This is a genomic window from Mycobacteroides sp. LB1, from assembly GCF_013449725.1.
Classification (GTDB): domain Bacteria; phylum Actinomycetota; class Actinomycetes; order Mycobacteriales; family Mycobacteriaceae; genus Mycobacterium.
In genome coordinates this window covers 467,801-490,157 of sequence record NZ_JACCFF010000003.1, presented here as the reverse complement: position 1 = coordinate 490,157, position 22,357 = coordinate 467,801, and the positions used below count along the sequence as shown (strand labels likewise).

The window sequence follows — 22,357 nt, the reverse complement described above, 5'->3', positions numbered from 1 at the left end:
GCCCTCCTAAACCATCGTGTCGGTGGCGGGCAGCTCGAAGGCGTGGTTACCCCAGATCTGGTAAGCCCGCTCGGCGTCATTGGCCGCGTGCACGCGTCCGGCGTGCGCGTCACGCCAGAACCGCTGCACCGGTGCGTCATTCGACAGCGCAGTGGCTCCCGAGTTCTCGAACAGCAGGTCAATCGAGGCGATGGCGCGGCCGGTGGCGCGTACCTGGTCGCGGCGTGCCGCGGCACGGAGTTCGAACGGAACCTCCTGGCCCGCCGAGATGAGTGCGAACTCGTCGCCCACGTTCCCGATCAGCTGACGCCACCCGGCGTCAATGTCACTGGCGGCCTCGGCCACCCGCACCTTGGTGAACGGGTCATCCTTGGCCTTCTCACCGGCGTAGGCGGCACGAACCCGCTTACCCTGGGCCTCGACATGAGCGTCGTACGCACCGTAGGCCATACCCATGATGGGCGCGGTGATGGTGGTGGGATGCATGGTGCCCCAGGGCATCTTGTACACCGGCGCGGTGTTGGTCTCGTACCCACCGGCGGTCTGGTCGTTCATCTTCTTGTACGACAGGAAGCGGTGCGTCGGCACGAACACTTCCTTGACCACGACGGTGTTGCTGCCGGTGCCGCGCAGACCGACGACGTTCCATACGTCGTCGATGCGGTACTCGGTACGCGGAATCAGGAAGCTGCCGAAGTCGACCGGACGGCCGTCCTTGATGACGGGCCCACCGAGGAACGCCCAGGTGGCGTGGTCACAGCCCGATGACCAGTTCCAGGAACCACTGACCAGATACCCACCGTCGACGACGACACCGGCACCCATGGGCGCATACGAGGAGGACACCCGCACGTTGGTGTCCTCGCCCCAGACCTCGTCCTGAGCCTTCTGGTCGAACAGAGCCAGATGCCAGTTGTGCACGCCGATGATCGAGGAGACCCAACCGGTCGAGCCGCAGGCACTGCCCAGGCGGCGGACCGCCTCGTAGAAGACGGTCGGAGCGGTCTCGAATCCACCCCACTGCGAAGGCTGCAGCAGCTTGAAGAAGCCAATCTCCTGCAAATCGGCGACCGTAGCGTCGGGAAGACGCCGCAGGTCCTCGGTCTCCTGCGCGCGCTTGCGCAGGATCGGCAGCAGGTCGTCAATTCCTGCGAGAACCGCCTGAATCTCGTCCCGCTGTTCGGTCGTCGTCACTGCATTTCCTCCACTGCTGTAGTTAGCATCAGTCGGCACAAACTAGGGCTAGTAGTTCGCAACACCCGCTGCCCACCCTCGGTGACAGCGCGTGTTCCCTGCTGAGACTAGAACACGTTTCGATCTGTGTCGACATCGCCTCTCCCACCCCGGGAAGGCAGGCTCATCTGGAACGAAGCGACAACGGTGTTGTAGGGCCAAAGGTCAATTCTGTAACCTGTTCTAGTTCGGTTCTAGTTGGGCTTGGCCAGAAGAAGTCAACGACGGAGGAAATCACGTGACGGACGTTCCGCTGGGGAAGCACGTCCTCGAGGTACGGATCGCCGAGGTAATCGCCGAGACCGAAGACTCCAGGTCCCTGGTCTTCGACATTCCCGAAGATGCGGCCGATAAGTTCGCGTACGCACCCGGCCAGTACCTCACGCTGCGCATTCCATCCGACCGCACGGGATCGGTGGCGCGCTGTTACTCGCTGTCCAGCTCACCCCATATCGATGACCGGTTGACGGTCACGGTCAAGCGCACCGTCGATGGCTACGGGTCCAATTGGATCTGCGATAACGCGCACGCCGGTATGCACATGCATGTCCTGGCACCCTCCGGGGTTTTTGTCCCCCGAGACCTGAGCCGAGATCTCCTCCTTGTTGCCGGCGGCAGTGGAATCACCCCGATGATGGCGATCTGTAAATCCGCGCTCTCGCAGGGCAGCGGCAAGGTGGTGCTCCTCTACGCCAACCGTGACGAACAGTCGGTGATCTTCGGGGCGGCGCTGCGGGACCTGGTGGCGCAGCACCCGGACCGGCTGACCGTCATCCACTGGCTCCAATCGGTGCAGGGGCTGCCCTCGCAACAGTCACTGGCCACCCTGGCCGCGCCCTTCGCCGGGCACGAGGCCTTCATCTGCGGTCCCGGCCCGTTCATGGACGCCTCTGAGGCCGCGCTCAAGAGCAACGGCATGCCGGACGACCGAGTGCACACCGAAGTCTTCCGCTCGCTGGAGAGCGACCCGTTCGCCGAGGTGGTCCTCGCCGAACCCTCCGAAGACGATGAGCCACCCGCCATGGCCACCGTGGAGCTCGATGGCGAGACACACACGGTCAATTGGCCGCGCAGCACCGTGCTGCTCGATGTGCTGCTCGCCAAGGGGCTGGACGCGCCGTTCTCTTGCCGCGAGGGGCACTGCATGACATGTGCCTGCATCCTCAAGGACGGCAAGGTCCGCATGCTCGTCAACGATGCGCTATCCCAGAATGACATCGACGACGGGTACATCCTGGCGTGCCAGGCGGTTCCCGAGACCGACGACGTCAACGTCACCTTCGACGAGTGAACACCAAATACAGAAAACACATCTCGATGCCACACTCCGGCCGGGCCGATACGATTCGGTACATCATGAAGTCCCTGAAACCGGCGCTGGCCGCCGCATCACTGGTGGTTGCTTCCCTGGTTCTTCCGGGTTCCGCCGCGGCCGAGATCAAAACCACCGACGTCAGCACGCCGGTCGATGAGGGCCGCCAGCTCGAGGTACACGCCACCGCCGACTGCCGCAAGGCCGAGCGGCAGTGCTATTACACCGCAAGTTTCAATCTGCGGACTCCCAACGGGATTGAGGGATTCGGCGGCGACCTGTGGGCCAAGCAGACCACTGAACTACGCACCTCCGATCGGATGAACTACCTATGGGTGCAGTGGGGTGACAACCCGAACACCGTGGAGCACAACGGCGGGAGCACTTGGCTGCTCACCACTGTCTACTTCGGCGGCGGTGACACCGACCGGTTCCGGGTCACCGGCACCACCCAGCCCACCGACTGGGCGACCGGGCAACCCAAGCTCGACGCCGACTACATCGTGTGCAGTCACGTCGAGGCCAGTATCGATGGGCGCAGCGTGATTTCGCCCGATGCCTGCGCGGTGGCGCGGTTCAGCTAGCTTCCCTGCGTCGAGCGCGCACTCAGGTACGGCAGTACCCGAGAAACGTGTTCCTCAGTGCGCACTCGGCGTTCAGTAGGGCGGCGTTCGGTAGGGCTACCGCGGTAGCCCGAGCAGCCGCTCCCCCGCCACACTGAGCAGGATCTGCGTGGTGCCTCCGGCTATCGACAGGCACCGGTCTCGCATGAACAGCCACATCTCATGCGACTCCACCGCACCGTGGGCGTCGACGTAGTCGAGGATGTGCTCCGAAAGCCCCTGACGATGACGCACGCCGACGAGCTTGCGCACGCTTGAGGTCGCGCCCGGGTCCTGACCTCCGATGGCACGTAGCGCGGTACGCAGATCCAGCAGCGCACCCGCCTGCGCCGAGCACACGAATGACCCCAGCGTATCCAGTTGCGCCGCATCCAGTTCGGTGTCCCCGATCAAGGAAATCAGCGATTCCATTGCCTCGTCGAGGGCACCCCCGCCGGCCATCGCCACCCGCTCGTTGGCCAACGTGGTGCGGGCAAGGCGCCACCCGTCGTCGACCGAGCCGACCACATTCTCGTCCGGGATGACCACGCCATCCAGGAAGACCTCGTTGAACATTTCCTCGCCGGTGATCTCGCGCAGCGGCCGCACGGTGATCCCCGGGGTCTTCATGTCCAGCAAGAAGTAGGTGATGCCCTTGTGCTTGGGAACATCCGGATTGGTGCGGGCCAGGCAGATCGCCCAGTCGGCGACCTGCGCCTTGGAGTTCCACACCTTCTGCCCGTCCAGCTTCCATCCGCCGTCGACCCGAGTTGCCTTGGTACGCAACGCCGCGAGGTCGCTGCCGGCGCCGGGCTCGGAAAACAGCTGGCACCATTCGATCTCGCCCCGAAGCGTGGGTGCGACGAATTGTGCTATCTGCTCCGGAGTTCCGTGCTCAAGGATGGTGGGCGCCGCCCACCATCCGATGACGAGATCGGGACGGGTGACGCCGGCCGCGTGCAGCTCCTGGTCAACGAGCAGCTGCTGTGCGGCACCCGCCCCCAGCCCGTACGGCGCGGGCCAGTGCGGAGCCAGGAAGCCCGTCTCGGCCAGTCGAACCTGGTGCTCATCCTTGGGTGCCGATGCAATTTCGGCGGCAGTGGCGGCCACCTGCGCACGCTCGGCCTCCACCTCGCCGAGGTCGATGGTCAGGGATCGGCGGGTTCCGGCCAGTGTCAGCGCGGCAGCCCTGCGCCGCCATACCGCGGGCTTACCCAGGAAGGACTGAACGGCATACGCCCGCCGCAAGTACAGGTGCGCGTCGTGCTCCCAGGTGAATCCGATACCACCGAGAATCTGGATGCAGTCCTTGGTGTTGGCCGCGGCCGCATCGACGGCCACCGCCGCCGCCACCGCGGCAGCAAGCGAAAGCTGCTCAGAATCAACGTTGTTAGTCGAGCTGCTCGCGAGGACATCCCGCGCGCACCCGGCGGCGTCCCACGCCGCAACATCGGCCTGCTCAACACGGCACAGCATTTCCGCGCACATGTGCTTGATGGCCTGGAAGCTACCGATCTGCTTGCCGAACTGCTCGCGAACCTTGGCGTATTCGACGGCGGTCTGAAGCGCCCACCGTGCCACGCCTACCGCTTCCGCCGCGAGCGTCACCGTGGCCAGATCGGCGACCACGGCGGCGGGCAGACTCACCGGGTGCGCCGCGGCGCCATCGAGGGTGACCGCAGCCCATGGGCGCGAGAAGTCGGTGGCCTTCTTGACGTCGACCACGACACCGGCACCCACACAATCGACCAGCACCCAACCGTCGGGTCCCGGAGCCAAGAGCACTCCGTCCGCGGTGCCGCCCAACACCGCGGGCAACACGCCCGAGGCCAGCCCATCGGCGACGCTCAGGCTCCCGGCGAGGGCCAGGCCCGCCGTGCGCTCCCCGGCGGCCAGCGCTTCGACCAATTCGGGGACCGATCGCGACGTACCGTCGGATGCGAGCACCACCGCGGCCAACGCACTGGTGGCAACCGGTCCCGGCACCAAGGACGCCGCGGCTTCGTCGACCATGGCGATCATGTCGTCAAATCCGGCTCCCGAGCCCCCGGCGGCCTCCGGCACGGCGACACCGAAAATGCCCAGTTCAGCGAGCCCGGCATATGCGGGACCCCACTCGGCAGGCTCGGATTCCAGCTTCCGGACCGACTCGATGACAGCCGCGCTCTTGGCCCACTGACGGACCGCGTCTCGCGCGGCTTCCTGGACTTCGGATGAGCCGCTTGCGCGAAGACCAGAAGACGCGGACACATTTCCTCCTGTTTTTTCGGGGTACACGAGACTAGAACGTGTTCTAATATCGTGATTGGGTTCAGTGTAGTAGGAACGCATTCAGGCTGTACAGAGCACTACCGGCGGGCGAGGGAGACCTGAAACAACCGACGGGCATCCGTATAGTCGTGCGCTGAAACGATCGCGTGATCGCGCGGGATTGAGCACAGGGAGCACAGCACGCAATGGCAACGCCACGGACACCTAGCGCATCGGAAGCCACACACGCCGACAGCGACGACACCGACGCGACGAATCAGCCCACCGCCGTCTCCGCGCTGTCCGATGACGATCTCGGTTCGACCGCGCAGCGCGAGCGGCGCAAGCGCATCCTGGACGCCACCTTGGCCATCGCGTCCAAGGGCGGGTACGAGGCGGTGCAGATGCGCACAGTCGCCGAACGTGCCGATGTCGCCGTCGGCACCCTCTACCGCTACTTCCCCTCCAAGGTGCACCTCTTGGTGTCCGCGCTGGAGCGCGAGTTCGAACAGATCGACGCGAAAACGGATCGCAACACCGTCGGCGGCGGTACGCCATACGAACGCCTGCACACAGCGATCACCCGGCTGAACCGCAATATGCAGCGCAACCCGCTGCTCACCGAGGCGATGACACGCGCCCTGGTCTTCGCCGACGCCTCCGCCGCCGGTGAGGTTGATCACGTGGGCCGGCTGATGGACGGCATCTTCGCCCGCGCGATGGCCGGTGATGACAACCCGACCGAGGGGCAATTCCACATCGCCCGCGTCATCTCAGATGTCTGGACCTCCAACATGATTGCCTGGTTGACGCGGCGCGCGTCGGCAACCGATGTGAGCCACCGTCTGGACCGAACCGTCAGGCTGCTGCTCGGCATTACGTAGCCGTTTCAGGTTGGTTGAGTCTCCCGCCCCCTAGCCAACCGGGCACAGACAGGTAGCGGACGTAGACTCGGCTCCCGTGGTGAGTGCGCAAGATCTGCCCGTCGAACTGCGCCGGGCTCTTTCCGAGGTTGCCCGTACCCCCCGGCTGCTGGTGGCCTCGGATTACGACGGAACCATCGCCCCACTGGTCAACAATCCCGATGATGCGCGCCCGCATCCCGAATCGGCCACGGCCCTTCGGGCATTGGCCGGGCTGCCATCGACAACCTCGGCGCTGATCTCCGGACGTGCGCTGCGCGATCTGGCCACCCTGTCACGGCTGCCAGCCGAGGTGCATCTGGTCGGAAGTCACGGCTCCGAATTCGATGCCGGATTTGTGCACGCCATCGACGGGGACGCCAAGGCGCTGCTGAAGACCATCACGAACCGGTTGTCGGCGATCGCCGCCGAGTACCGCGGTGTCGCGATCGAACTGAAGCCCGCCAGCGTGGCCCTGCACGTCCGCAACGCCTCCGAAGAGGACGGCGATGCTGCGTTGACGCAAGCGCTCTCGGTGGCCAACGGCTGGGGCGCACAGGTGACCGAGGGCAAGAAGGTTCTCGAGTTCGCCGTCATCCCCACCGACAAGGGGCAGGCCCTGGACATCCTGCGGCATCAGGAGGGTGCAACGGCTGCGGTGTTCATCGGGGACGACGTCACCGATGAGAAGGTGTTCACGCGGCTGCACGGCCCGGATGTGGGCATCAAGGTGGGCGACGGCGATACGCTCGCCGGATACCGCATCCCGGACACCGAATCGGTGGGTGTCGCATTGGCTTTCATTCTTGAGGAGCGCCGTACCTGGCTGCTCGGCGGGCACGCCACGCCCATCGAGCGCCTCACCATGCTCGCCAATTCACGCACCATCGCGCTCGTGACGCCCACCGGCGGCGTCACCTGGATGTGTCACCCGGAACCCGATTCGGCGGCGGTTTTCGCCCACCTTCTCGGCGGGGATGAGGCCGGACACTTCACGATTGGGCCCGCGCGGTCCGCACTGCCGCTCGGCCAAAAATACATCGACAGCACAATGACCGTCGAAACACGTTGGGCCAGCCTGCAACTCACCGATTACCTGGCCCCAGACGAGATCCCCGGACGCACCGATCTGATTCGGGTGGTCACCGGCGAGGCCGATGCGGTCATCGCCTTCGCCCCACGTCCTGAATTCGGCCAAACCCCCGTGCAGCTGGTCGCCGAGGAAGACGGCCTGCGGGTGCTGGGCACCAACGATCCGATCGTGCTGCGAGCCCCTGGTGTCACCTGGACAATCGGGGCGGACGATCAGACCGCGACCGCAACCATCAGCCCCGCCAACGGCCCGGTGATTCTCGAACTGCGCTGCGGTACTGAGGATCTCGGCGAAAACTCGACTTCGGAGCCGGAGCTGCGAGAGCGGGCCGAATCGTATTGGCGCGATTGGGCCCAGACATTGACCCTTCCAGACCGCAAACCCGGTCTGATGAAGCGCTCAGCACTGACGCTGCGTGGCTTGGTGCACGCCGAGTCGGGTGCGATCCTGGCGGCCGCCACCACCTCACTACCGGAAGACATTGGCGGCATTCGCAACTGGGACTACCGATACTGCTGGCTGCGGGATGCGTCGATGACCGCCTCGGCGCTGGTGGCGCTGGGATCCCTGCGTGAGGCCGAAGGGCTGCTCAACTGGCTGCACCGGGTGCTCGAGCATCTCCCCGGGCCCGATCGTCTACACCCCCTCTACACACTCGCAGGCACGGTGCTGCCGCCCGAAGCCGTCATCGACTCACTACCCGGGTACGCGGGGTCCCGCCCGGTTCGTGTCGGCAACGCCGCCAATTCGCAAGTGCAGCTGGATGTCTTCGGTCCGGTGGTGGAGCTGATCCACGACCTGACCCACGCGCGCAAGCGTCTCGGACACACCGAGCCGCTGACCGACGCCGACTGGAACCTAGTGTCCGACATGGTTCTTGCCGTCGAACGTCGATGGTACGAACCCGACCACGGCATCTGGGAGATTCGCGGCAATCCGCGTCATCACGTCTACTCCAAGGTGATGTGCTGGGTGACGGTGGACCGAGCGGTGAAGCTCGGCGAAGAATTCCAGCGTGAAACTCCTCCCGCCTGGGTCGCGCTGCGCGACCAGATCGCCGCCGAGGTCATCGAGAAGGGCTGGAACGAGTCGGTCAAGTCCTACACCGCCGCCTATGACGGCACCGACCTGGACGCCGCCACCCTGTACATCGGACTGTCCGGACTGATAGATCCCGCCGACCCCCGGTTCACCGCTACGGTGATCGCGACTGAGGCCGAATTACGAAGCGGTGCAACAGTTTACCGTTACCATCGGGACGACGGACTGCCCGGCGGAGAGGGCGGGTTCCACCTATGTGCGGCGTGGCTGGTCGAGGCCTATCTGCTCATCGGTGCGCGATCCCAGGCCGAACTGCTGTTCGACCAGCTGGTCAAGGCCACCGGACCCACGGGTCTGCTCTCCGAGGAGTACGACCCCGTGGCCGAGCGCTCGCTGGGCAACCACCCGCAGGCATACAGCCATATCGGGCTGCTGCGCTGCGCCCAGCTGCTACAGAACTAGTTCGATCACTTCGCCCGCAAGATCGTCCCGGCGGGACTAGCGTCCGGGGTATCGACCGGGAGGTCTCCATGAAGCCCATGCAACGTCTCAGTTCAATGGCATCGCAGCAGTTCGCGAAGGTCAACAAAGCACTGACCACACCCACCGGTCAGCTGACCCCGCACGCCATCGCCAAGCTCGTCACGCCGAGCCGAAGCCTCCGGTCGGCTGTCCGCAACAAGATCGTCATGATCACCGGAGGCTCCTCGGGTATCGGCCAGGCAGCGGCGCTGCAGATCGGCGCCGCCGGGGGCACAGTTCTGCTGGTCGCCCGCTCCGAGGACAAGCTGCAGGAGACGGCGACCCAGGTTCGTGGGGTCGGTGGCACCGCGCACGTATTCCCATGCGACCTGTCGGATATGGACGCGATAGACCGCATGGTCAAGGACGTGCTGGCCGAACACCACAAGGTGGACATCCTCATCAACAACGCCGGCCGGTCGATCCGACGCTCATTGGCGCTGTCCTACGATCGGCCCCACGATTTCGAACGCACTATGCAGCTGAATTATTTTGCGCCCCTTCATCTCATCCTCGGTTTCATGCCGGGTATGCGGGAACGCAAGTTCGGACATGTCATCAACATCTCCTCCATCGGGGTGCAGACAAAGGTGCCACGGTTCGGTGCGTACATCGCGTCGAAGGCGGCGTTGGACACCGTCTCGGATGCGTTCCAGGCCGAGACGTCCGACGAGGGGCTGCGGTTCACCACCATTCACATGCCGCTGGTGCGTACCCCGATGATCGCGCCGACGACGCTATACCAGAAATTTCCGGCGCTGACCCCGGACGAGGCAGGTGAGGTGATCGCCAAGGCGATCACCGAGCGGCCCCGGCGGGTGGCCTCGGCGTTCGGACGGATCGCCTCGTTCGCGGACTCGGTGACACCGGAAATCATGGATGCGGTGCGCAATCAGGGCTACAAGATGTTCCCGGATTCCGATGCGGCCAAGGGCGTCAGAAACCTCAAACCCGAGGAAGTGGACAGCGGACAACAGATATTCATCGATGCCACACCCGGGGTGCACTGGTGAGCCTGCCGAAGCCGGGCACCGCCGGCCCCATCGTCATCACCGGAGCGTCCTCGGGAATCGGCACCGAACTCGCGTACGGACTGGCCAAGCGCGGATACTCACTGGTCCTGGTCGCGCGTCGCAAAGACAGGATGGACCGGCTCGCCGACATCATCAGCGCACGCCACCGCATCGAAGTCGACGTGCAGTCACTCGACCTTGGCACCGAGCCCGGCCGCACCGCACTACGCGAGTGGATTGCCGTCAACCGGATTGCGGGACTGTGCAATTCCGCGGGGTTTGGGACCAGCGGAATCTTCCATGAGTTGCCGCTGGATCGCGAACGCGAGCAGATCGAGGTCAATGTCATCACGCTGGTCGAACTGACCCATGCCGCGGTGGCGGGGATGGTGGACCGGGGCACGGGCGCCGTGCTCAACATCGCCTCGGTCGCCGCGTTCCAACCGATCCCTTATATGGCGACATACGCGGCGACCAAGGCGTATGTGCAGTCCTTTTCCGAAGCGGTGCACGAGGAGCTGCGGGGTACTGGAGTTTCCTGCACGGTGCTGTGCCCGGGGCCGGTACCGACCGAGTGGGCCGAGATCGCGAGTGCGGAGCGATTCAGCGTGCCGGGTGTGCAGGTCTCGCCGAAGCAGGTCGCCGCGGCGGCCATCAAGGGCATGCTGCGCGGGTCTCGCAGCGTGGTGCCGGGAGCGGTACCTCAGGCGATGACCATAGCGGGACGATTCACTCCGCGATCACTGCTGCTACCGGCGCTGCGCGTCGCCGCCAATCTGAGTGAACGCTGACCGACGACCGACACGTTTTGCGCTCACACACCCTATCCGTCATAATGAAAATCGTTTTCATTACTGGATGGCTGGAGGTCTCCTGTGCTCGCTCGTGTCACTGGGTTAGCTTTGACGGTCGTAACCATCGGAACGCTCGTTTTGGCCGGCTGCGGCCACTCCTCCGAGCGGACCGGTGAGCCCACCGTGGTGGCCTCCACCGATGTGTGGGCCTCGGTGGCCAAGGCCGTCGTCGGCGACCACGCCACGGTGAGCGCATTGGTCAGCGGTGCCGACACCGACCCGCATTCCTTCGAAGTGAGCCCGGCGGCTGCGACGAAGGTCCAGGATGCCACCGTGGTGGTCTACAACGGCGGCGACTACGACCCGTACGTGGACAAGCTGCTCAAGGACGACAAACCGCGGGTCAATGCCTACTCGCTGCTCCCCGCCGACCTCCCCGAGCCGAACGAGCACGTCTTCTATCAGCTCGACGTCGTCTCCGCAGTAGCCGACCAGCTGGCCGACGAGTTGGCAAAGGTTGATCCGGAGCACGGCGATGCCTACCATGCCAACGTGAAAACCTTTCACAAGCAACTTGATTCGGTGAAGGCCGTCGAGCAGAGCATCGCCACCAAGCACAAGGGAACCGCGATCCTCGCCACCGAGCCGGTGGCCCACTACCTGGTGACCGGTTCCGGGTTGGTCGACCTCACCCCACACGGGTACGCCGAAGCCGCCGAAAACGGCACAGATCCCGCACCTGCCGATATTGCTGCCGCCATGGATCTGATCACCACCAAGAAGGTGGCCGCTCTGCTCTACAACTCACAGACGGCTGGACCCGTGTCCAACCGGGTGAAACAGGCCGCCGAATCGCATGGAATTCCCGTGGTGACGGTGACCGAAACCTTGCCTACCGGAACCGATTACATCACCTGGCAGCAACGCACCGCCGAGCAGTTGGCTGCGGCCGTAGGATGAGCCGCTTGCGCGAAGACCATCAAGCAGAAAGGCTCGCATGACCGTTGCCTCACTGCGCAACGCATCGCTGAGCCGCGGTGGACGCATCCTCTGGGAGGACCTCGACCTCACCGTTGAACCGGGCGAGTTCATCGCGGTCCTGGGCCCCAACGGTTCCGGAAAGACCTCGCTGCTTCGACTGCTGCTGGGCCAGGTACCCCTGACCCAGGGCAGCCTCACTGTCACCGATAACCTCGGATACGTCCCCCAACACCGGCTCGCCGACAACGCGTTGATACTGCGCGCAGCAGATCTGGTGGGCCTCGGGATCGACGGGCACCGTTGGGGTTTGGCGGCATTTAACCCCGCCCACCGAGCCCGCCATCGCGCGGCAATCGACGTCGCGCTGAACCAGGTCGATGCGAGCCATTTGGCAACCAAGGCGGTCGCATCGCTGTCCGGCGGCGAGCTACAACGGGTGCGCATCGCGCAGGCATTGGCCGGCGATCCCGCGCTCCTGCTCTGCGATGAGCCGCTGCTGAACTTGGATCCAGCAAGCGCACAACAGATTTGCACACTCTTAGACAAACGTCGGCGCAGCGCGGAGACGGCAGTGCTGTTCGTGACACACGAGATCAATCCGATCCTGCCGTATGTGGACCGGATCCTGTACCTAGTGGACGGACGCTTCCGAATCGGCGCCGTCGACGAGGTGATGACGACCGAGACGTTATCCGAGCTGTATCGCACCCAGATCGACGTGGTGAAGGTGCGCGGTCAATACGTCGTGGTGGGCGAGACCAACGAATGTGCGGAGCACGCGCATGAATAACTTCTTCGACTTCGCCCTCACCGCCGACCTCCTCGGGCGAGATTTCGTACAGCAGGCGATCCTCGCGGCCGCACTATTGGGCCTACTGGCGGGGCTTGTCGGCCCGTTCGTGGTCATGCGGCAGATGTCCTTCGCGGTACACGGCTCCAGTGAGCTATCGCTGACGGGCGCCGCGGCCGCTCTCCTGGCCGGCGCCAATGTCGGGACCGGCGCACTGCTCGGAAGCGTGGTCGCGGCAATACTTTTCGGCGTCCTGGGACAGCGCACTAAGGATCGCGATTCGGCAATCGGCGTGGTCATGGCGTTCGGGCTCGGACTGGCAGTGCTGTTCATCCATCTATATCCGGGACGCACCGGCACCAGCTTCGCGCTGTTGACCGGGCAGATCGTCGGCGTCGGATACAGCGGATTGCTGATGCTGGTTGTGGTGAGCATCGTGGTGGGCGCGGTACTCGCCGTCACCTACCGGCCAATGCTGTTCGCCACCGTCGATCCCGACGTCGCCGAGGCTCGTGGAGTCCCGGTGCGTACCTTGGGGATTGTGTTCGCCGCGCTCGTCGGCCTCACCGCGGCACAGGGTGTGCAGATCGTCGGCGCGCTGCTGGTGATGTCGCTGCTCATCACTCCCGCGGCGGCGGCCGCACGCGTTACCTCATCCCCGGCTCGTGCCATCATGTTGTCGATCGTCTTCGCCGAGGTCGCCGCCATCGGCGGAATCGTACTGTCCTTGGCGCCGGGAGTACCGATATCGGTATTCGTCACCATGATCGCCGTATCGATCTATCTGATCTGCCGCGTCATCGGGCGCTATCGGAACGCCTGAGCGAGTTAGGCTCGCACGATGAGCCGCATCGACCTGAATGCCGACCTGGGTGAAGGCTTCGGTGCCTGGCGCCTGGGCGATGATGAGGCCATGCTCGACGTGGTGACGAGCGCCAACCTCGCCTGCGGGTTCCATGCGGGCGACCCCGCCACACTGCATCGCACCTGCCGTGCTGCCGCACAACGCGGTATCCGCATCGGCGCACAGGTGGGCTATCGCGATCTCGCGGGATTCGGTCGCCGGTTCATCGATATCGCCGCCGACGACCTGTACGCCGATGTGGTGTATCAGATCGGCGCACTGGATGCACTCGCCCGCACTGTCGATTCTTCGGTGTCCTATGTGAAACCGCATGGTGCGCTGTACAACACGATCATCCACCACGAGGTGCAGGCGGATGCGGTGGCACGGGCGGTGCGGGATGTCAACGCCCAGCTCCCCGTACTGACCCTCCCGCACGGCGTATTCGGCTACCGTGCAAGCGAATTGGGGCTGCGTGTAATACCCGAGGCCTTCGCCGACCGGGGTTATCGTGACGACGGCACCCTGGTACCTCGCGGCGAGCCGGGCGCGGTACTCAACGATCCCACCACGGTGGCGAACCGCGTGCTCGCAATGGTGCGTACCGGGAGCGTGGCGGGAGTATCCGGTGTCTCGGTGCCGGTGCACGCCGAATCGATATGCCTACACGGCGATTCACCCGGTGCCGTCGACATGGCGGTGGCGGTGCGCACGGCATTGGTGGCCAACGGGATCGCGCTCGCCCCATTCGTCTAGCGGTGATATGCCGGAGGAAGCGGCAGCCCCTTCTCAGCCATGACATTCCGCAGAGTGGTCGGGTAGTCGGTGATGATGCCGTCGACACCCAGATCGATCTGCGCCCTCATGGTGGGGGCATCATCGACGGTCCACGGAATGACCTTGAGACCATGTAGGTGCGCCCTGTCGACAAACGCCTTGTCTATCAACACATACTCGGGAGACAGGATGGACGCCCCCACACCGATTGCGCCCAGGATCGGGTCCCGCACGACGGCGGGTTCGACGCCACCGAGCCACGGCGATCCGGGATACCAGGTGGTGTCGTCCCATAACGCGACGAGCGGAATACCGGGCACTTGCCGACGGGTCATCGGCAATGTGCGCCAATCAAAGCTCTGTATCTCCACCTTGTCGGTCTTGTCCGCGGCACGAATGGCGTCGAGGATGACATCGACGAAGACCTGCGGATCGGCCGATCTTTCCGGCTCGGCAGCTTCGACCTTGGTCTCGATGTTGTACCGTACGTTCGCGCGGTAGCTGTCGGCGAGGGCGAAAACCTCTGGCAGCGTGGCAATCTTGTCGCCCTTGACCACTTCGGCCTTCGGAAAATCCTTGAGCAGCTTGCCGCAGTCGAGGGTGCGTAGCTGCTGGTAGGTCAGATCCTTGACCAGCTTGCCGACATAGGGGAATTGTGGGTCGCCGGGTCTCACGGGTGCAGTATCGGAACATTTGGCAGAGTCGATCGCCGGGTCATGCCACACCATCGGCGTGCGGTCCTTGGAGATGACGATATCGAGTTCCAGGGTGTCAACGCCGAGCTCCAGCGATTTAGCGAAGGCGCGCAACGACTCCTCGGTGGTCTCGCCGCGCCCGCCCCGGTGGGCCTGCAGATCGAAGACCTGTGGATCTGCGTTGGCAACCGGCGTCAGAGTGAACAGCGTGAGAACGGCCAAGAGCGCGGCACGCAGCATGGGCACAAGGCTAGTCGCCACCGCCGAGCGCGCAACTGCGATCACATATTGCGAGATGGGGCGTGCGTAACTGCGCACTCAGCGGAGGTCAGCGCCGTTGGCGCGCGATCTCCGCGAGCACCACACCCGCCGCAACCGAGGCGTTCAGTGATTCGATGCGTCCAGCCATGGGGATCGACACCACGGCGTCACAGGTCTTGCGAACCAGCTGAGACAGGCCCTTGCCCTCGGATCCGACAACGACGACGATATCGCCGACACCATTGAGATCGTCGAGCTCGGTATCTCCACCGGCATCCAGTCCGACGATGGTGAGGCCCTTGTCCTGCCAATCCTTCAGTGTGCGTGTCAGATTCGTAGCACGCGCGACCGGTAGCCGCGCCGCCGCACCAGCACTGGTACGCCAGGCGACCGCCGTTACCGAGGCGCTGCGGCGCTGCGGGATGACCACCCCGTGCCCGCCGAAGGCGGCCACGGAACGCACAATGGCACCCAGATTCCGCGGATCCGTGATGTTATCCAGGGCCACCAGCAGCGCCGGCTGCGCCTCCGCACGCGCCCGGGCCAGCAGGTCGTCGGGATGCGCATAGCGGTAGGGCGGAACCTGCAGCGCGAGCCCCTGATGCAAACCATTGGTGCTCATGCGGTCCAAGTCAGGGCGCGGAACCTCCAGAATCGAGATCCCGGCATTGGCGGCAAGGGACACCGACTCGGTCAGACGTTCGTCGTTATCGGCGCCAACGGCCACATACAACGCAGTGGCGGGCACGCCGGTACGCAGACACTCCAGCACCGGGTTGCGGCCCAAGACCATCTCAGACTCGTCGCCCTGTTTAGCCCGTCGCTGTTTCGCATCGCTGAATTTTCGTTGGGCCGCAGCACGTTTGGCGGCAGGATGCTTGGTCCGCTGCTCGGCCGGCGGTGTCGCGCCTTTGGCTTCCACCCCACGACGGCGCACCCCGCCGGAACCGACGGTGGGTCCCTTCTTGGTACCCGCCTTACGTACAGCGCCACGGCGCTGAGAATTGCCTGCCATTTTTACTCTTCATCGCTACTGGTAAGGGCCCATTGCGGGCCGTCGGCGGTATCGGTTATCTCCAGGCCTGCCCGCTTGAGCCGGTCCCTGATTTCGTCGGCTAGCGCCCAGTCCTTCTCTGCCCGAGCTGTTCCACGTCGTTCCAGCTCAGCGGTGACCAACACATCGACCGCATTCAAGGCCGCCGACGTCTCATCGCGTGTCTCCCAGCGCTCATTGAGCGGGTCGCAGCCGAGGATCGACATCATGGCCCGAATGCTTTGTGCGGCAGCTAAAGCACCCTCGTGGTCTCCGGCATCCAACGCCCGGTTTCCGTCGGCGCGCATGGAATGCACCTCGGCGAGCGCGATCGGCACCGACAGGTCGTCGTCCAGGGCGGCCGCGAATGCGGGAGTCCAGGTACCCACCGATACCTCGCCGACCCGAACCCGCACCCGGTGCAGGAAATCCTCGATGCCGCAGTAAGCCTTCACCGCATCGGCGAGCGCATTTTCGGAGTATTCGAGCATCGAGCGGTAGTGCGCGCTACCGAGGTAGTAACGCAGCTCGACGGCCCGGACGCGTTGCAGCACAGCCGGAATGGACAGCACATTGCCCAGCGACTTGCTCATCTTCTCGCCACCCATGGTGACCCAACCGTTGTGCAGCCAGTACCGGGCGAATCCGTCACCGGCAGCGCGCCCCTGCGCGATCTCATTCTCGTGATGCGGGAAGACCAGATCCATTCCGCCGGCGTGGATATCGAATTCTTGGCCCAGGTACGTCTCGCACATCGCGACGCATTCGGTATGCCAACCCGGACGACCGGGTCCCCACGGGGTTGGCCAGGACGGCTCACCGGGCTTTGCACCCTTCCACAGGGTGAAGTCGCGCGGATCGCGCTTTCCGGTCGCCACACCCTCGCCCTGATGTACGTCGTCGATCTTGTGTCCGGACAGTTGCCCGTACTCCGGATAGCTCAGCACATCGAAGTAGACGTCGCCGCCGCTGGCGTACGCATGCCCGGTGTCGATGAGCCGCTCGATCAGCTCGATCATCTGAGTGATGTGCCCGGTCGCGCGCGGAGATACCGAGGGCGGCAGCACGCCGAGAGCGTCGTACGCGTTGTCGAAGGCGCGCTCGTACGTCGACGCCCACTCCCACCAGGGCCGTCCGGCATCGGCTGCCTTATGGAGAATCTTGTCGTCGATATCGGTGACGTTGCGGACAAACAGGACGTCATAAGCGCGGGCGGTGAGCCAGCGGCGCAGCACGTCGAAGGCCACACCGCTGCGCACGTGCCCGATATGGGGCAGACCCTGCACAGTTGCACCACACAAGTAAATGGAGACGGCCCCGGGCTGCAGGGGCACGAAGTCACGCACGCCACCCGCGCGGGTGTCGTAAAGCCGAAGCGGAGCGTGACCGGTCACGACCAGCGAGCTTACCGCGATGAGACGAGTGCCGTTGCCACCGCGGCCAAGCCCTCGCCTCGCCCGGTCAGCCCCAGCCCGTCGGTCGTCGTGGCCGATACCGAAACCGGCGCCCCGAGAAGGCCCGACAGAGCCGCTTGAGCCTCCACGCGGCGCGGTCCGATCTTCGGCCGGTTGCCGATGACCTGCACCGCGGCATTGCCGATCTGGAAACCGTTGTCGTGCAGTAGCTCCCGCACATGGGTCAGCATCTTTGCCCCGCTGACTCCGGACCATTCCGGTTGGCCCGTGCCGAATATGGCCCCCACATCGCCCAGCCCGGCCGCCGAGAGCAGAGCATCGCACAGCGCATGAGCAGCGACGTCGCCATCCGAATGCCCCTCGCAGCCGTCGTCGTCGGGAAAGAGTAAGCCCAGGAGCCAGCAGGGTCTTCCAGGGGCGATGGGATGCACATCGGTGCCGATACCCACCCGGATATCCGTCATCGGACCTCCCCGCTTGATCCCCTTCGCGCAAGCGGCTCATCCCCGGCGAGGATCGAGGACGCCATGATCAGGTCGAACGCCGTCGTGATCTTGAACGCCATTCGGTCTCCTTCCACCACGTGAACCGGTTCTCCGAGCTGCTCGACGAGCGCGGCATCGTCAGTGGCCACATCGCCCGCGACGGCATAGGCACGCCGGAGAATCTCGGTAGCGAAGCCCTGTGGGGTTTGCACCGCGCGTAGGGCGGCCCGGTCCGGAGTCCCCTTCACGTTTCCGTCGGCATCAATCTCTTTGATGGTGTCCGCGACGGGAATCGCGGGAATCACCGCGGAACGGCCGCCGTGCAGCTCCGCGACAATGCGGGCGATCATGCCTGGAGGGGTCAGCGAGCGCGCGGCGTCATGTACCAGAATCCAGTCGGCCGCATCGACCGCGGCGAGACCGGCACGCACCGAATCGGTCCGTTCGACACCTCCTGGCACGACGGAGGCAACTCGGCCAACCAAAGTCTTGGCCTGGGCCACGTAATCAGCACCCACCACAACGATGACCTGGTCCACGGCCCCCGATGCACAGAGACCATCGACGCAGTGCTCAAGCAGAGTGCGCCCCGCCAAAGTGACGAAGGCTTTCGGAATGTCTGCACCCAGCCGCACACCGAGACCGGCGGCTGGAACTATCGCCGCCGTCCTACGAGGCAGCTGCGAGCACCTCGTCGAGCATGATGTCGGCCCTGTCACCGTTGGTGTTCTCAGCCAGCGCGAGCTCACCGACCAGAATCTGGCGGGCCTTGGCCAGCATGCGCTTCTCACCGGCAGACAGTCCGCGTTCTTGCTCGCGACGCCACAGGTCACGCACGACCTCGGCGACCTTCTTCACGTCGCCGGAAGCCAGCTTCTCTTGGTTGGCCTTGAATCGACGGGACCAGTTGGTCGGCTCTTCGGTATGCGGTGCACGCAGCACCTGAAAGACCGTGTCCAGACCCTCGCGTCCCACCACGTCACGAACACCGACGTATTCAGCGTTGTCAGCAGGCACACGGACCGTCAGATCACCCTGGGCAACCTTGAGAACGAGATACTCTTTCTGCTCGCCCTTGATGGTTCGGGTCTCGATCGCTTCGATGAGCGCTGCACCATGATGTGGATAGACAACGGTGTCGCCGACCTTAAATATCATCTTGTTTCGTGCCCCTTTCGATACCCAATTCTAACACGGCGTATCTCGAGGTGCCCACCAACGGTGCAGGTCAGGGGCACTGCAGATGAACCTCCGGGGTTGACAGGGTGATGTTTTCGTGCATCCGGACGCCTGCGCGGACCCTGCCCGCCGGCCCATAAACAGCCCTCACAAGCGGTAATCCAGGTCACATCGGCTCCCTGACGGCTGACTGGAACACCGGATCTTGACCCTCTTCGCTTAAGCGGCTCATCCACAAGCCCCACTGTTTTCGTCCACACGAGGCACCTACTACTGTCTATAGGACATATCGGCCGCTGGTGGATTTCGGACAATCCGGAGCCGCTTTCGAATCAGGGAGATGCCTGTGTTTCGCACTCGGTCCACCGTTCGCGTTGTCACCCTTGTCGGCGCCGCGGTTCTCGCCACTGCCCTCACCGGCTGCGGTGCCGGACAGATCTCGCAGACCGCGAACCAGTCGTCGGCAATCAACGGCGGCAGCGCCAACCTCGGCAAGCTGGCCCTGCGCAATATCCACCTCGTTGGTAGCCCGGACCCGGTGAAGCAGCGTGCCGGACAGAAGGCCGATCTGGTTCTGGTCATCACGAATGAATCCGCGGACGTCAACGACAAGCTCACCTCCGTCAGCTCCCCGGACGATCTCGGCAAGGTGACACTCAGCGGGGACAACGACATCCCGGCCACCGGCCGCCTGTTCGTCGGGGCCGCCGAGGGCCAGGCGCCCGCCTCCGAGGCCAAGGGACAGGAAGCCGCCAGCCCAGAAGGAAGCAACGGGGAGCCCGGGGCCACCACGGAGGTCAAGGCGCCAGAACCCAAGCCACAAGCCTCATCTGATCCATTGGTCAAGCACGGCAAGGCCCAGCTGCAGCTGACGAAGGATCTGGCCGACGGCCTGACCTACCGGTTCACTTTCACCTTCGAGAAGGCCGGAGAGGTCACCGTCGTGGTGCCCATCGATGCCGGTCCGAGCGCGCCCCGCCAGCACACCGGCAACGGTGGCGGCCATGAGGGCGGCGAACACTAACACAGTCGTGTAGCGAGGGCCCGGGACGGCGATCAGCCGACCCGGGCCCTCGCTTTTTTCGTGCTAGCTTGCGCCCATGAGACGGCTCTTCACCTGCGCCGCGGCGGTGGTCATGATGAGTGCGGTGTTGACCGCACCAGCCGCGCACGCGGCGCCCCGCACGGTCACCTACCGGGTCTGGGCAGAGAACGGGCCCCTCATCGTCGCGACCATCGGCTACAACGAAGCCAACGGTGCCCGCCAGGGGGCGATGAATCCGCAGCTGCCCTGGGGAAAGGACATCACGTGGACCGATGACACCAAACACCCCGTCATCAACGTCACCGGATATAACAACGGTGACGGCGCACGCATCTACTGCCAGATCCTCGTCGACGGGCAAGTGGTCGACGAAGACGACCGGGTGGAGCTAGCCACCTGCAGCTACGCCACCGACGGCCTACCCCGCGAGCACTGCATGCGCGGCAATTCCGGTTCCATTGTCGGCATCTTCACCAAGGTGGATGGCGACCCCTGCAGTAGCCCCCGTTGACACCTCCGGTGTGACGATTCGGCCCATTTGCCTGTCGCCTTCGTGATAACTTCCGGCCCAAAGCCTGAACCGGGAGGACACCGTGAAGCGAGCGTTGGCGGCGGTAACCGCAGCAACGGCAGTCGTTGGTCTGATCGTGCCCGGCACCGCACAGGCCGCGCCCTCGAAGGTGACATACCTGGTGTGGGCGGCCGGTAACACGCCTGAGGCCGGCACCATCAGCTACGGCGACCACTCCGGAATGCCGCAGGCCGTGAACGCCGTCAAGTTGCCGTGGTCGACGACGGTGGCCTGGCCGTACAAGGACACCGTCAAACAGGTGACGGCCATCTGGGGTTCGGGTCACATCTACTGCAGGATTTTGGTGGATGGGCAGACGATCCTGTCCAACGATGGCGAGAAGACCGTGAACTGTCAGGACCGGATCGTTCCGCTGCCCCCTGATTAGGTTCAGATAAAGCTCAGACAGCGGCCTGGAACCGGCGCCTCACCATCCGCACTGGAAACGTGATGATGTCTGCAACCGTTGCAATCGGCGACTTCTTGAAGAAGTCGTCCGGGAACGAAAGCTTGAACACCTTTTTGTAGACGCTTCCCAGCTGCTTCGCCATCGAAGCCTCGTGGTAGGCAATGCCGTATTTTTCGCATATCGCGCGGACCTCGACTGCAATCTCCGCGTAGCGGTACGCGGGGAGGTCGGGGAACAGATGGTGCTCGATCTGATAGCTCAGGTTTCCCGACAGAATGTCGATGCCCTTCCAACCGGTGAAGTTGGCCGAACCGAGGATCTGGCGGTAGTACCAGCCGCCGTGGCTCTCGTCCTCGGTCTCTTCGATCGAGAAGGTCTGGACCTCTTCAGGGAAGTGACCGCACCAGATCACCGACGATGCCCACAAGTTGCGAGCCAGGTTGGCGACGACGTTTCCGGCGAACGTGAAGGGTGCACCGGGTCCGGAAAGCAACGGGAAGATGACGTAGTCCTTGAGCGCCTGCTTGCCGGCCTTCGCGCGGAACCGGGCAAGACCCGACCGCATCTCGGACCACGACTTCTGGCCGCGGAAGAACTTCTCGGTCTCGAGCTCCTGCAGGGCGGTCCCCCACTGGAAGAAGATCTGCAGGGTGGCACAGAAAACGGGGTTGAGCAGCCAAATCGGGTGCCACGGCTGCTCTTCGGTCATGCGCATGACGCCGTAACCCTCGGCGTCGTGATCCTTGCCGACGATGTTGGTGAAGGTGTGGTGCATGTAGTTGTGCGTGTATAGCCAGCTGTCGGCGTGGATCGTGCTGTCCCAGTCGAAGTTCTTCGACGTGTAGGCCGGGTCCTGCATCCAGTCGTACTGACCGTGCATGACGTTGTGCCCGATCTCCATGTTGTCGATGATCTTGGAGAGAGAAAGCGCAACGACTCCTCCCAGCCAGGCCGGCGGGAACCAACCAGCCCACAGCAGCGCGCGGCCGGTGAGCTCGAGCTTCTTCTGCTTGTTCACGATGCCGCGGATGTACTCGGCATCCTTCTCACCGAGGTCGGCGACAATGCGTGCACGCAGGGCGTCCATTTCCTTGCCGAACTCTTCGATCT

22 protein-coding genes are annotated in these 22,357 nt (G+C 64.3%); 13 read left to right on the top strand and 9 right to left on the bottom strand.

The window, feature by feature from the left end:
* Positions 1-6: 6 nt before the first annotated feature.
* Positions 7-1,194, bottom strand: coding sequence for a 3-hydroxy-9,10-secoandrosta-1,3,5(10)-triene-9,17-dione monooxygenase oxygenase subunit (hsaA, locus tag MLB1_RS16075; protein WP_180750798.1), 1,188 nt, complete (start codon positions 1,192-1,194; stop codon positions 7-9).
* Positions 1,195-1,471: 277 nt separating this feature from the next.
* On the opposite strand from hsaA, the gene MLB1_RS16070 reads away from it, so the two are divergent.
* Together MLB1_RS16070 and MLB1_RS16065 are read left to right on the top strand one after the other, a co-directional pair.
* Positions 1,472-2,524, top strand: coding sequence for a ferredoxin--NADP reductase (locus MLB1_RS16070; protein WP_180750797.1), 1,053 nt, complete (start codon positions 1,472-1,474; stop codon positions 2,522-2,524).
* 65 nt (positions 2,525-2,589) lie between these two features.
* Positions 2,590-3,129 (top strand): hypothetical protein, encoded by a 540-nt coding sequence (locus MLB1_RS16065; protein WP_180750796.1) that lies wholly within the window; start codon positions 2,590-2,592, stop codon positions 3,127-3,129.
* 96 nt (positions 3,130-3,225) lie between these two features.
* Here the strand turns inward: MLB1_RS16065 and MLB1_RS16060 are convergent, their stop codons facing one another.
* Positions 3,226-5,397, bottom strand: coding sequence for an acyl-CoA dehydrogenase (locus MLB1_RS16060; protein ID WP_180750795.1), 2,172 nt, complete (start codon positions 5,395-5,397; stop codon positions 3,226-3,228).
* 206 nt (positions 5,398-5,603) lie between these two features.
* Here MLB1_RS16060 and kstR point away from each other — a divergent pair, with 206 nt between their 5' ends.
* The 8 genes from kstR (at position 5,604) to MLB1_RS16020 (ending at position 14,133) form a co-directional block, all read left to right on the top strand.
* Positions 5,604-6,281 carry a cholesterol catabolism transcriptional regulator KstR gene (gene kstR, locus MLB1_RS16055; RefSeq protein WP_180750794.1) on the top strand — a complete coding sequence of 226 codons (678 nt, stop codon included), beginning with the start codon at positions 5,604-5,606 and terminating at the stop codon, positions 6,279-6,281.
* Between the two features lie 79 nt (positions 6,282-6,360).
* A complete protein-coding gene (gene otsB, locus MLB1_RS16050; RefSeq protein WP_180750874.1) occupies positions 6,361-8,895 on the top strand; it encodes a trehalose-phosphatase in 2,535 nt (844 codons plus the stop codon).
* A 68-nt stretch (positions 8,896-8,963) separates the two neighbouring features.
* On the top strand, positions 8,964-9,968 hold the full coding sequence (locus MLB1_RS16045; RefSeq protein WP_180750793.1) for an SDR family NAD(P)-dependent oxidoreductase: 1,005 nt from the start codon (positions 8,964-8,966) through the stop codon (positions 9,966-9,968).
* Complete coding sequence (locus tag MLB1_RS16040) at positions 9,965-10,759, top strand: SDR family oxidoreductase (protein ID WP_180750792.1); 795 nt, start codon at positions 9,965-9,967, stop codon at positions 10,757-10,759. The genes MLB1_RS16045 and MLB1_RS16040 overlap by 4 nt, the downstream gene beginning before the upstream one ends.
* Before the next feature lie 84 nt (positions 10,760-10,843).
* Positions 10,844-11,722, top strand: a complete 879-nt coding sequence (locus tag MLB1_RS16035; RefSeq protein WP_180750791.1) for a metal ABC transporter solute-binding protein, Zn/Mn family — start codon at positions 10,844-10,846, stop codon at positions 11,720-11,722.
* A gap of 37 nt (positions 11,723-11,759) precedes the next feature.
* Entirely contained in the window at positions 11,760-12,533 is a 774-nt protein-coding gene (locus MLB1_RS16030; RefSeq protein ID WP_180750790.1) for a metal ABC transporter ATP-binding protein, read from the top strand.
* A complete protein-coding gene (locus tag MLB1_RS16025) occupies positions 12,526-13,356 on the top strand; it encodes a metal ABC transporter permease (protein ID WP_180750789.1) in 831 nt (276 codons plus the stop codon). Before MLB1_RS16030 ends, MLB1_RS16025 begins: the two co-directional genes overlap by 8 nt.
* Before the next feature lie 18 nt (positions 13,357-13,374).
* Positions 13,375-14,133 carry a 5-oxoprolinase subunit PxpA gene (locus tag MLB1_RS16020; protein WP_180750788.1) on the top strand — a complete coding sequence of 253 codons (759 nt, stop codon included), beginning with the start codon at positions 13,375-13,377 and terminating at the stop codon, positions 14,131-14,133.
* Here the strand turns inward: MLB1_RS16020 and MLB1_RS16015 are convergent.
* The 6 genes from MLB1_RS16015 to MLB1_RS15990 all read right to left on the bottom strand — a co-directional run bounded on the left by MLB1_RS16015 (position 14,130) and on the right by MLB1_RS15990 (position 19,201).
* Positions 14,130-15,089 (bottom strand): glycerophosphodiester phosphodiesterase family protein, encoded by a 960-nt coding sequence (locus MLB1_RS16015; protein WP_180750787.1) that lies wholly within the window; start codon positions 15,087-15,089, stop codon positions 14,130-14,132. The genes MLB1_RS16020 and MLB1_RS16015 overlap by 4 nt on opposite strands.
* Before the next feature lie 88 nt (positions 15,090-15,177).
* Positions 15,178-16,125 (bottom strand): 23S rRNA (guanosine(2251)-2'-O)-methyltransferase RlmB, encoded by a 948-nt coding sequence (gene rlmB, locus MLB1_RS16010; RefSeq protein ID WP_180750786.1) that lies wholly within the window; start codon positions 16,123-16,125, stop codon positions 15,178-15,180.
* A gap of 2 nt (positions 16,126-16,127) precedes the next feature.
* The gene (gene cysS / locus MLB1_RS16005) at positions 16,128-17,537 is read right to left on the bottom strand and encodes a cysteine--tRNA ligase (RefSeq protein WP_180750785.1); all 1,410 of its coding nucleotides are present in this window, start codon (positions 17,535-17,537) and stop codon (positions 16,128-16,130) included.
* Between the two features lie 11 nt (positions 17,538-17,548).
* Positions 17,549-18,022 carry a 2-C-methyl-D-erythritol 2,4-cyclodiphosphate synthase gene (gene ispF / locus MLB1_RS16000; RefSeq protein ID WP_180750784.1) on the bottom strand — a complete coding sequence of 158 codons (474 nt, stop codon included), beginning with the start codon at positions 18,020-18,022 and terminating at the stop codon, positions 17,549-17,551.
* The gene (ispD, locus tag MLB1_RS15995) at positions 18,019-18,723 is read right to left on the bottom strand and encodes a 2-C-methyl-D-erythritol 4-phosphate cytidylyltransferase (RefSeq protein ID WP_180750873.1); all 705 of its coding nucleotides are present in this window, start codon (positions 18,721-18,723) and stop codon (positions 18,019-18,021) included. Before ispD ends, ispF begins: the two co-directional genes overlap by 4 nt.
* On the bottom strand, positions 18,713-19,201 hold the full coding sequence (locus MLB1_RS15990) for a CarD family transcriptional regulator (RefSeq protein WP_180750783.1): 489 nt from the start codon (positions 19,199-19,201) through the stop codon (positions 18,713-18,715). Before MLB1_RS15990 ends, ispD begins: the two co-directional genes overlap by 11 nt.
* Before the next feature lie 367 nt (positions 19,202-19,568).
* Here MLB1_RS15990 and MLB1_RS15985 point away from each other — a divergent pair, with 367 nt between their 5' ends.
* The 3 genes from MLB1_RS15985 to MLB1_RS15975 all read left to right on the top strand — a co-directional run bounded on the left by MLB1_RS15985 (position 19,569) and on the right by MLB1_RS15975 (position 21,226).
* Positions 19,569-20,246: a hypothetical protein gene (locus MLB1_RS15985; RefSeq protein ID WP_180750782.1), complete on the top strand. Its 678-nt coding sequence runs from the start codon at positions 19,569-19,571 to the stop codon at positions 20,244-20,246.
* Positions 20,247-20,322: 76 nt separating this feature from the next.
* Positions 20,323-20,778: an MmpS family transport accessory protein gene (locus tag MLB1_RS15980; protein WP_180750781.1), complete on the top strand. Its 456-nt coding sequence runs from the start codon at positions 20,323-20,325 to the stop codon at positions 20,776-20,778.
* 82 nt (positions 20,779-20,860) lie between these two features.
* On the top strand, positions 20,861-21,226 hold the full coding sequence (locus MLB1_RS15975) for an MmpS family transport accessory protein (RefSeq protein WP_180750780.1): 366 nt from the start codon (positions 20,861-20,863) through the stop codon (positions 21,224-21,226).
* A 13-nt stretch (positions 21,227-21,239) separates the two neighbouring features.
* Here MLB1_RS15975 and MLB1_RS15970 read toward each other — a convergent pair whose 3' ends face one another.
* Entirely contained in the window at positions 21,240-22,334 is a 1,095-nt protein-coding gene (locus MLB1_RS15970) for an acyl-CoA desaturase (protein WP_255485991.1), read from the bottom strand.
* Positions 22,335-22,357 lie beyond the last annotated feature (23 nt).

Coding starts and splice junctions, on each gene's coding strand:
- MLB1_RS16015 (WP_180750787.1), bottom strand. CDS start 15,089: ATGCTGCGTGCCGCGCTCTTGGCCGTTCTCACGCTGTTCACTCTGACG.
- rlmB (WP_180750786.1), bottom strand. CDS start 16,125: ATGGCAGGCAATTCTCAGCGCCGTGGCGCTGTACGTAAGGCGGGTACC.
- MLB1_RS16030 (WP_180750790.1), top strand. CDS start 11,760: ATGACCGTTGCCTCACTGCGCAACGCATCGCTGAGCCGCGGTGGACGC.
- kstR (WP_180750794.1), top strand. CDS start 5,604: ATGGCAACGCCACGGACACCTAGCGCATCGGAAGCCACACACGCCGAC.
- MLB1_RS16065 (WP_180750796.1), top strand. CDS start 2,590: ATGAAGTCCCTGAAACCGGCGCTGGCCGCCGCATCACTGGTGGTTGCT.
- MLB1_RS16025 (WP_180750789.1), top strand. CDS start 12,526: ATGAATAACTTCTTCGACTTCGCCCTCACCGCCGACCTCCTCGGGCGA.
- MLB1_RS15980 (WP_180750781.1), top strand. CDS start 20,323: ATGAGACGGCTCTTCACCTGCGCCGCGGCGGTGGTCATGATGAGTGCG.
- MLB1_RS15970 (WP_255485991.1), bottom strand. CDS start 22,334: ATGGACGCCCTGCGTGCACGCATTGTCGCCGACCTCGGTGAGAAGGAT.
- ispF (WP_180750784.1), bottom strand. CDS start 18,022: ATGACGGATATCCGGGTGGGTATCGGCACCGATGTGCATCCCATCGCC.
- MLB1_RS16020 (WP_180750788.1), top strand. CDS start 13,375: ATGAGCCGCATCGACCTGAATGCCGACCTGGGTGAAGGCTTCGGTGCC.
- MLB1_RS15990 (WP_180750783.1), bottom strand. CDS start 19,201: ATGATATTTAAGGTCGGCGACACCGTTGTCTATCCACATCATGGTGCA.
- MLB1_RS16045 (WP_180750793.1), top strand. CDS start 8,964: ATGAAGCCCATGCAACGTCTCAGTTCAATGGCATCGCAGCAGTTCGCG.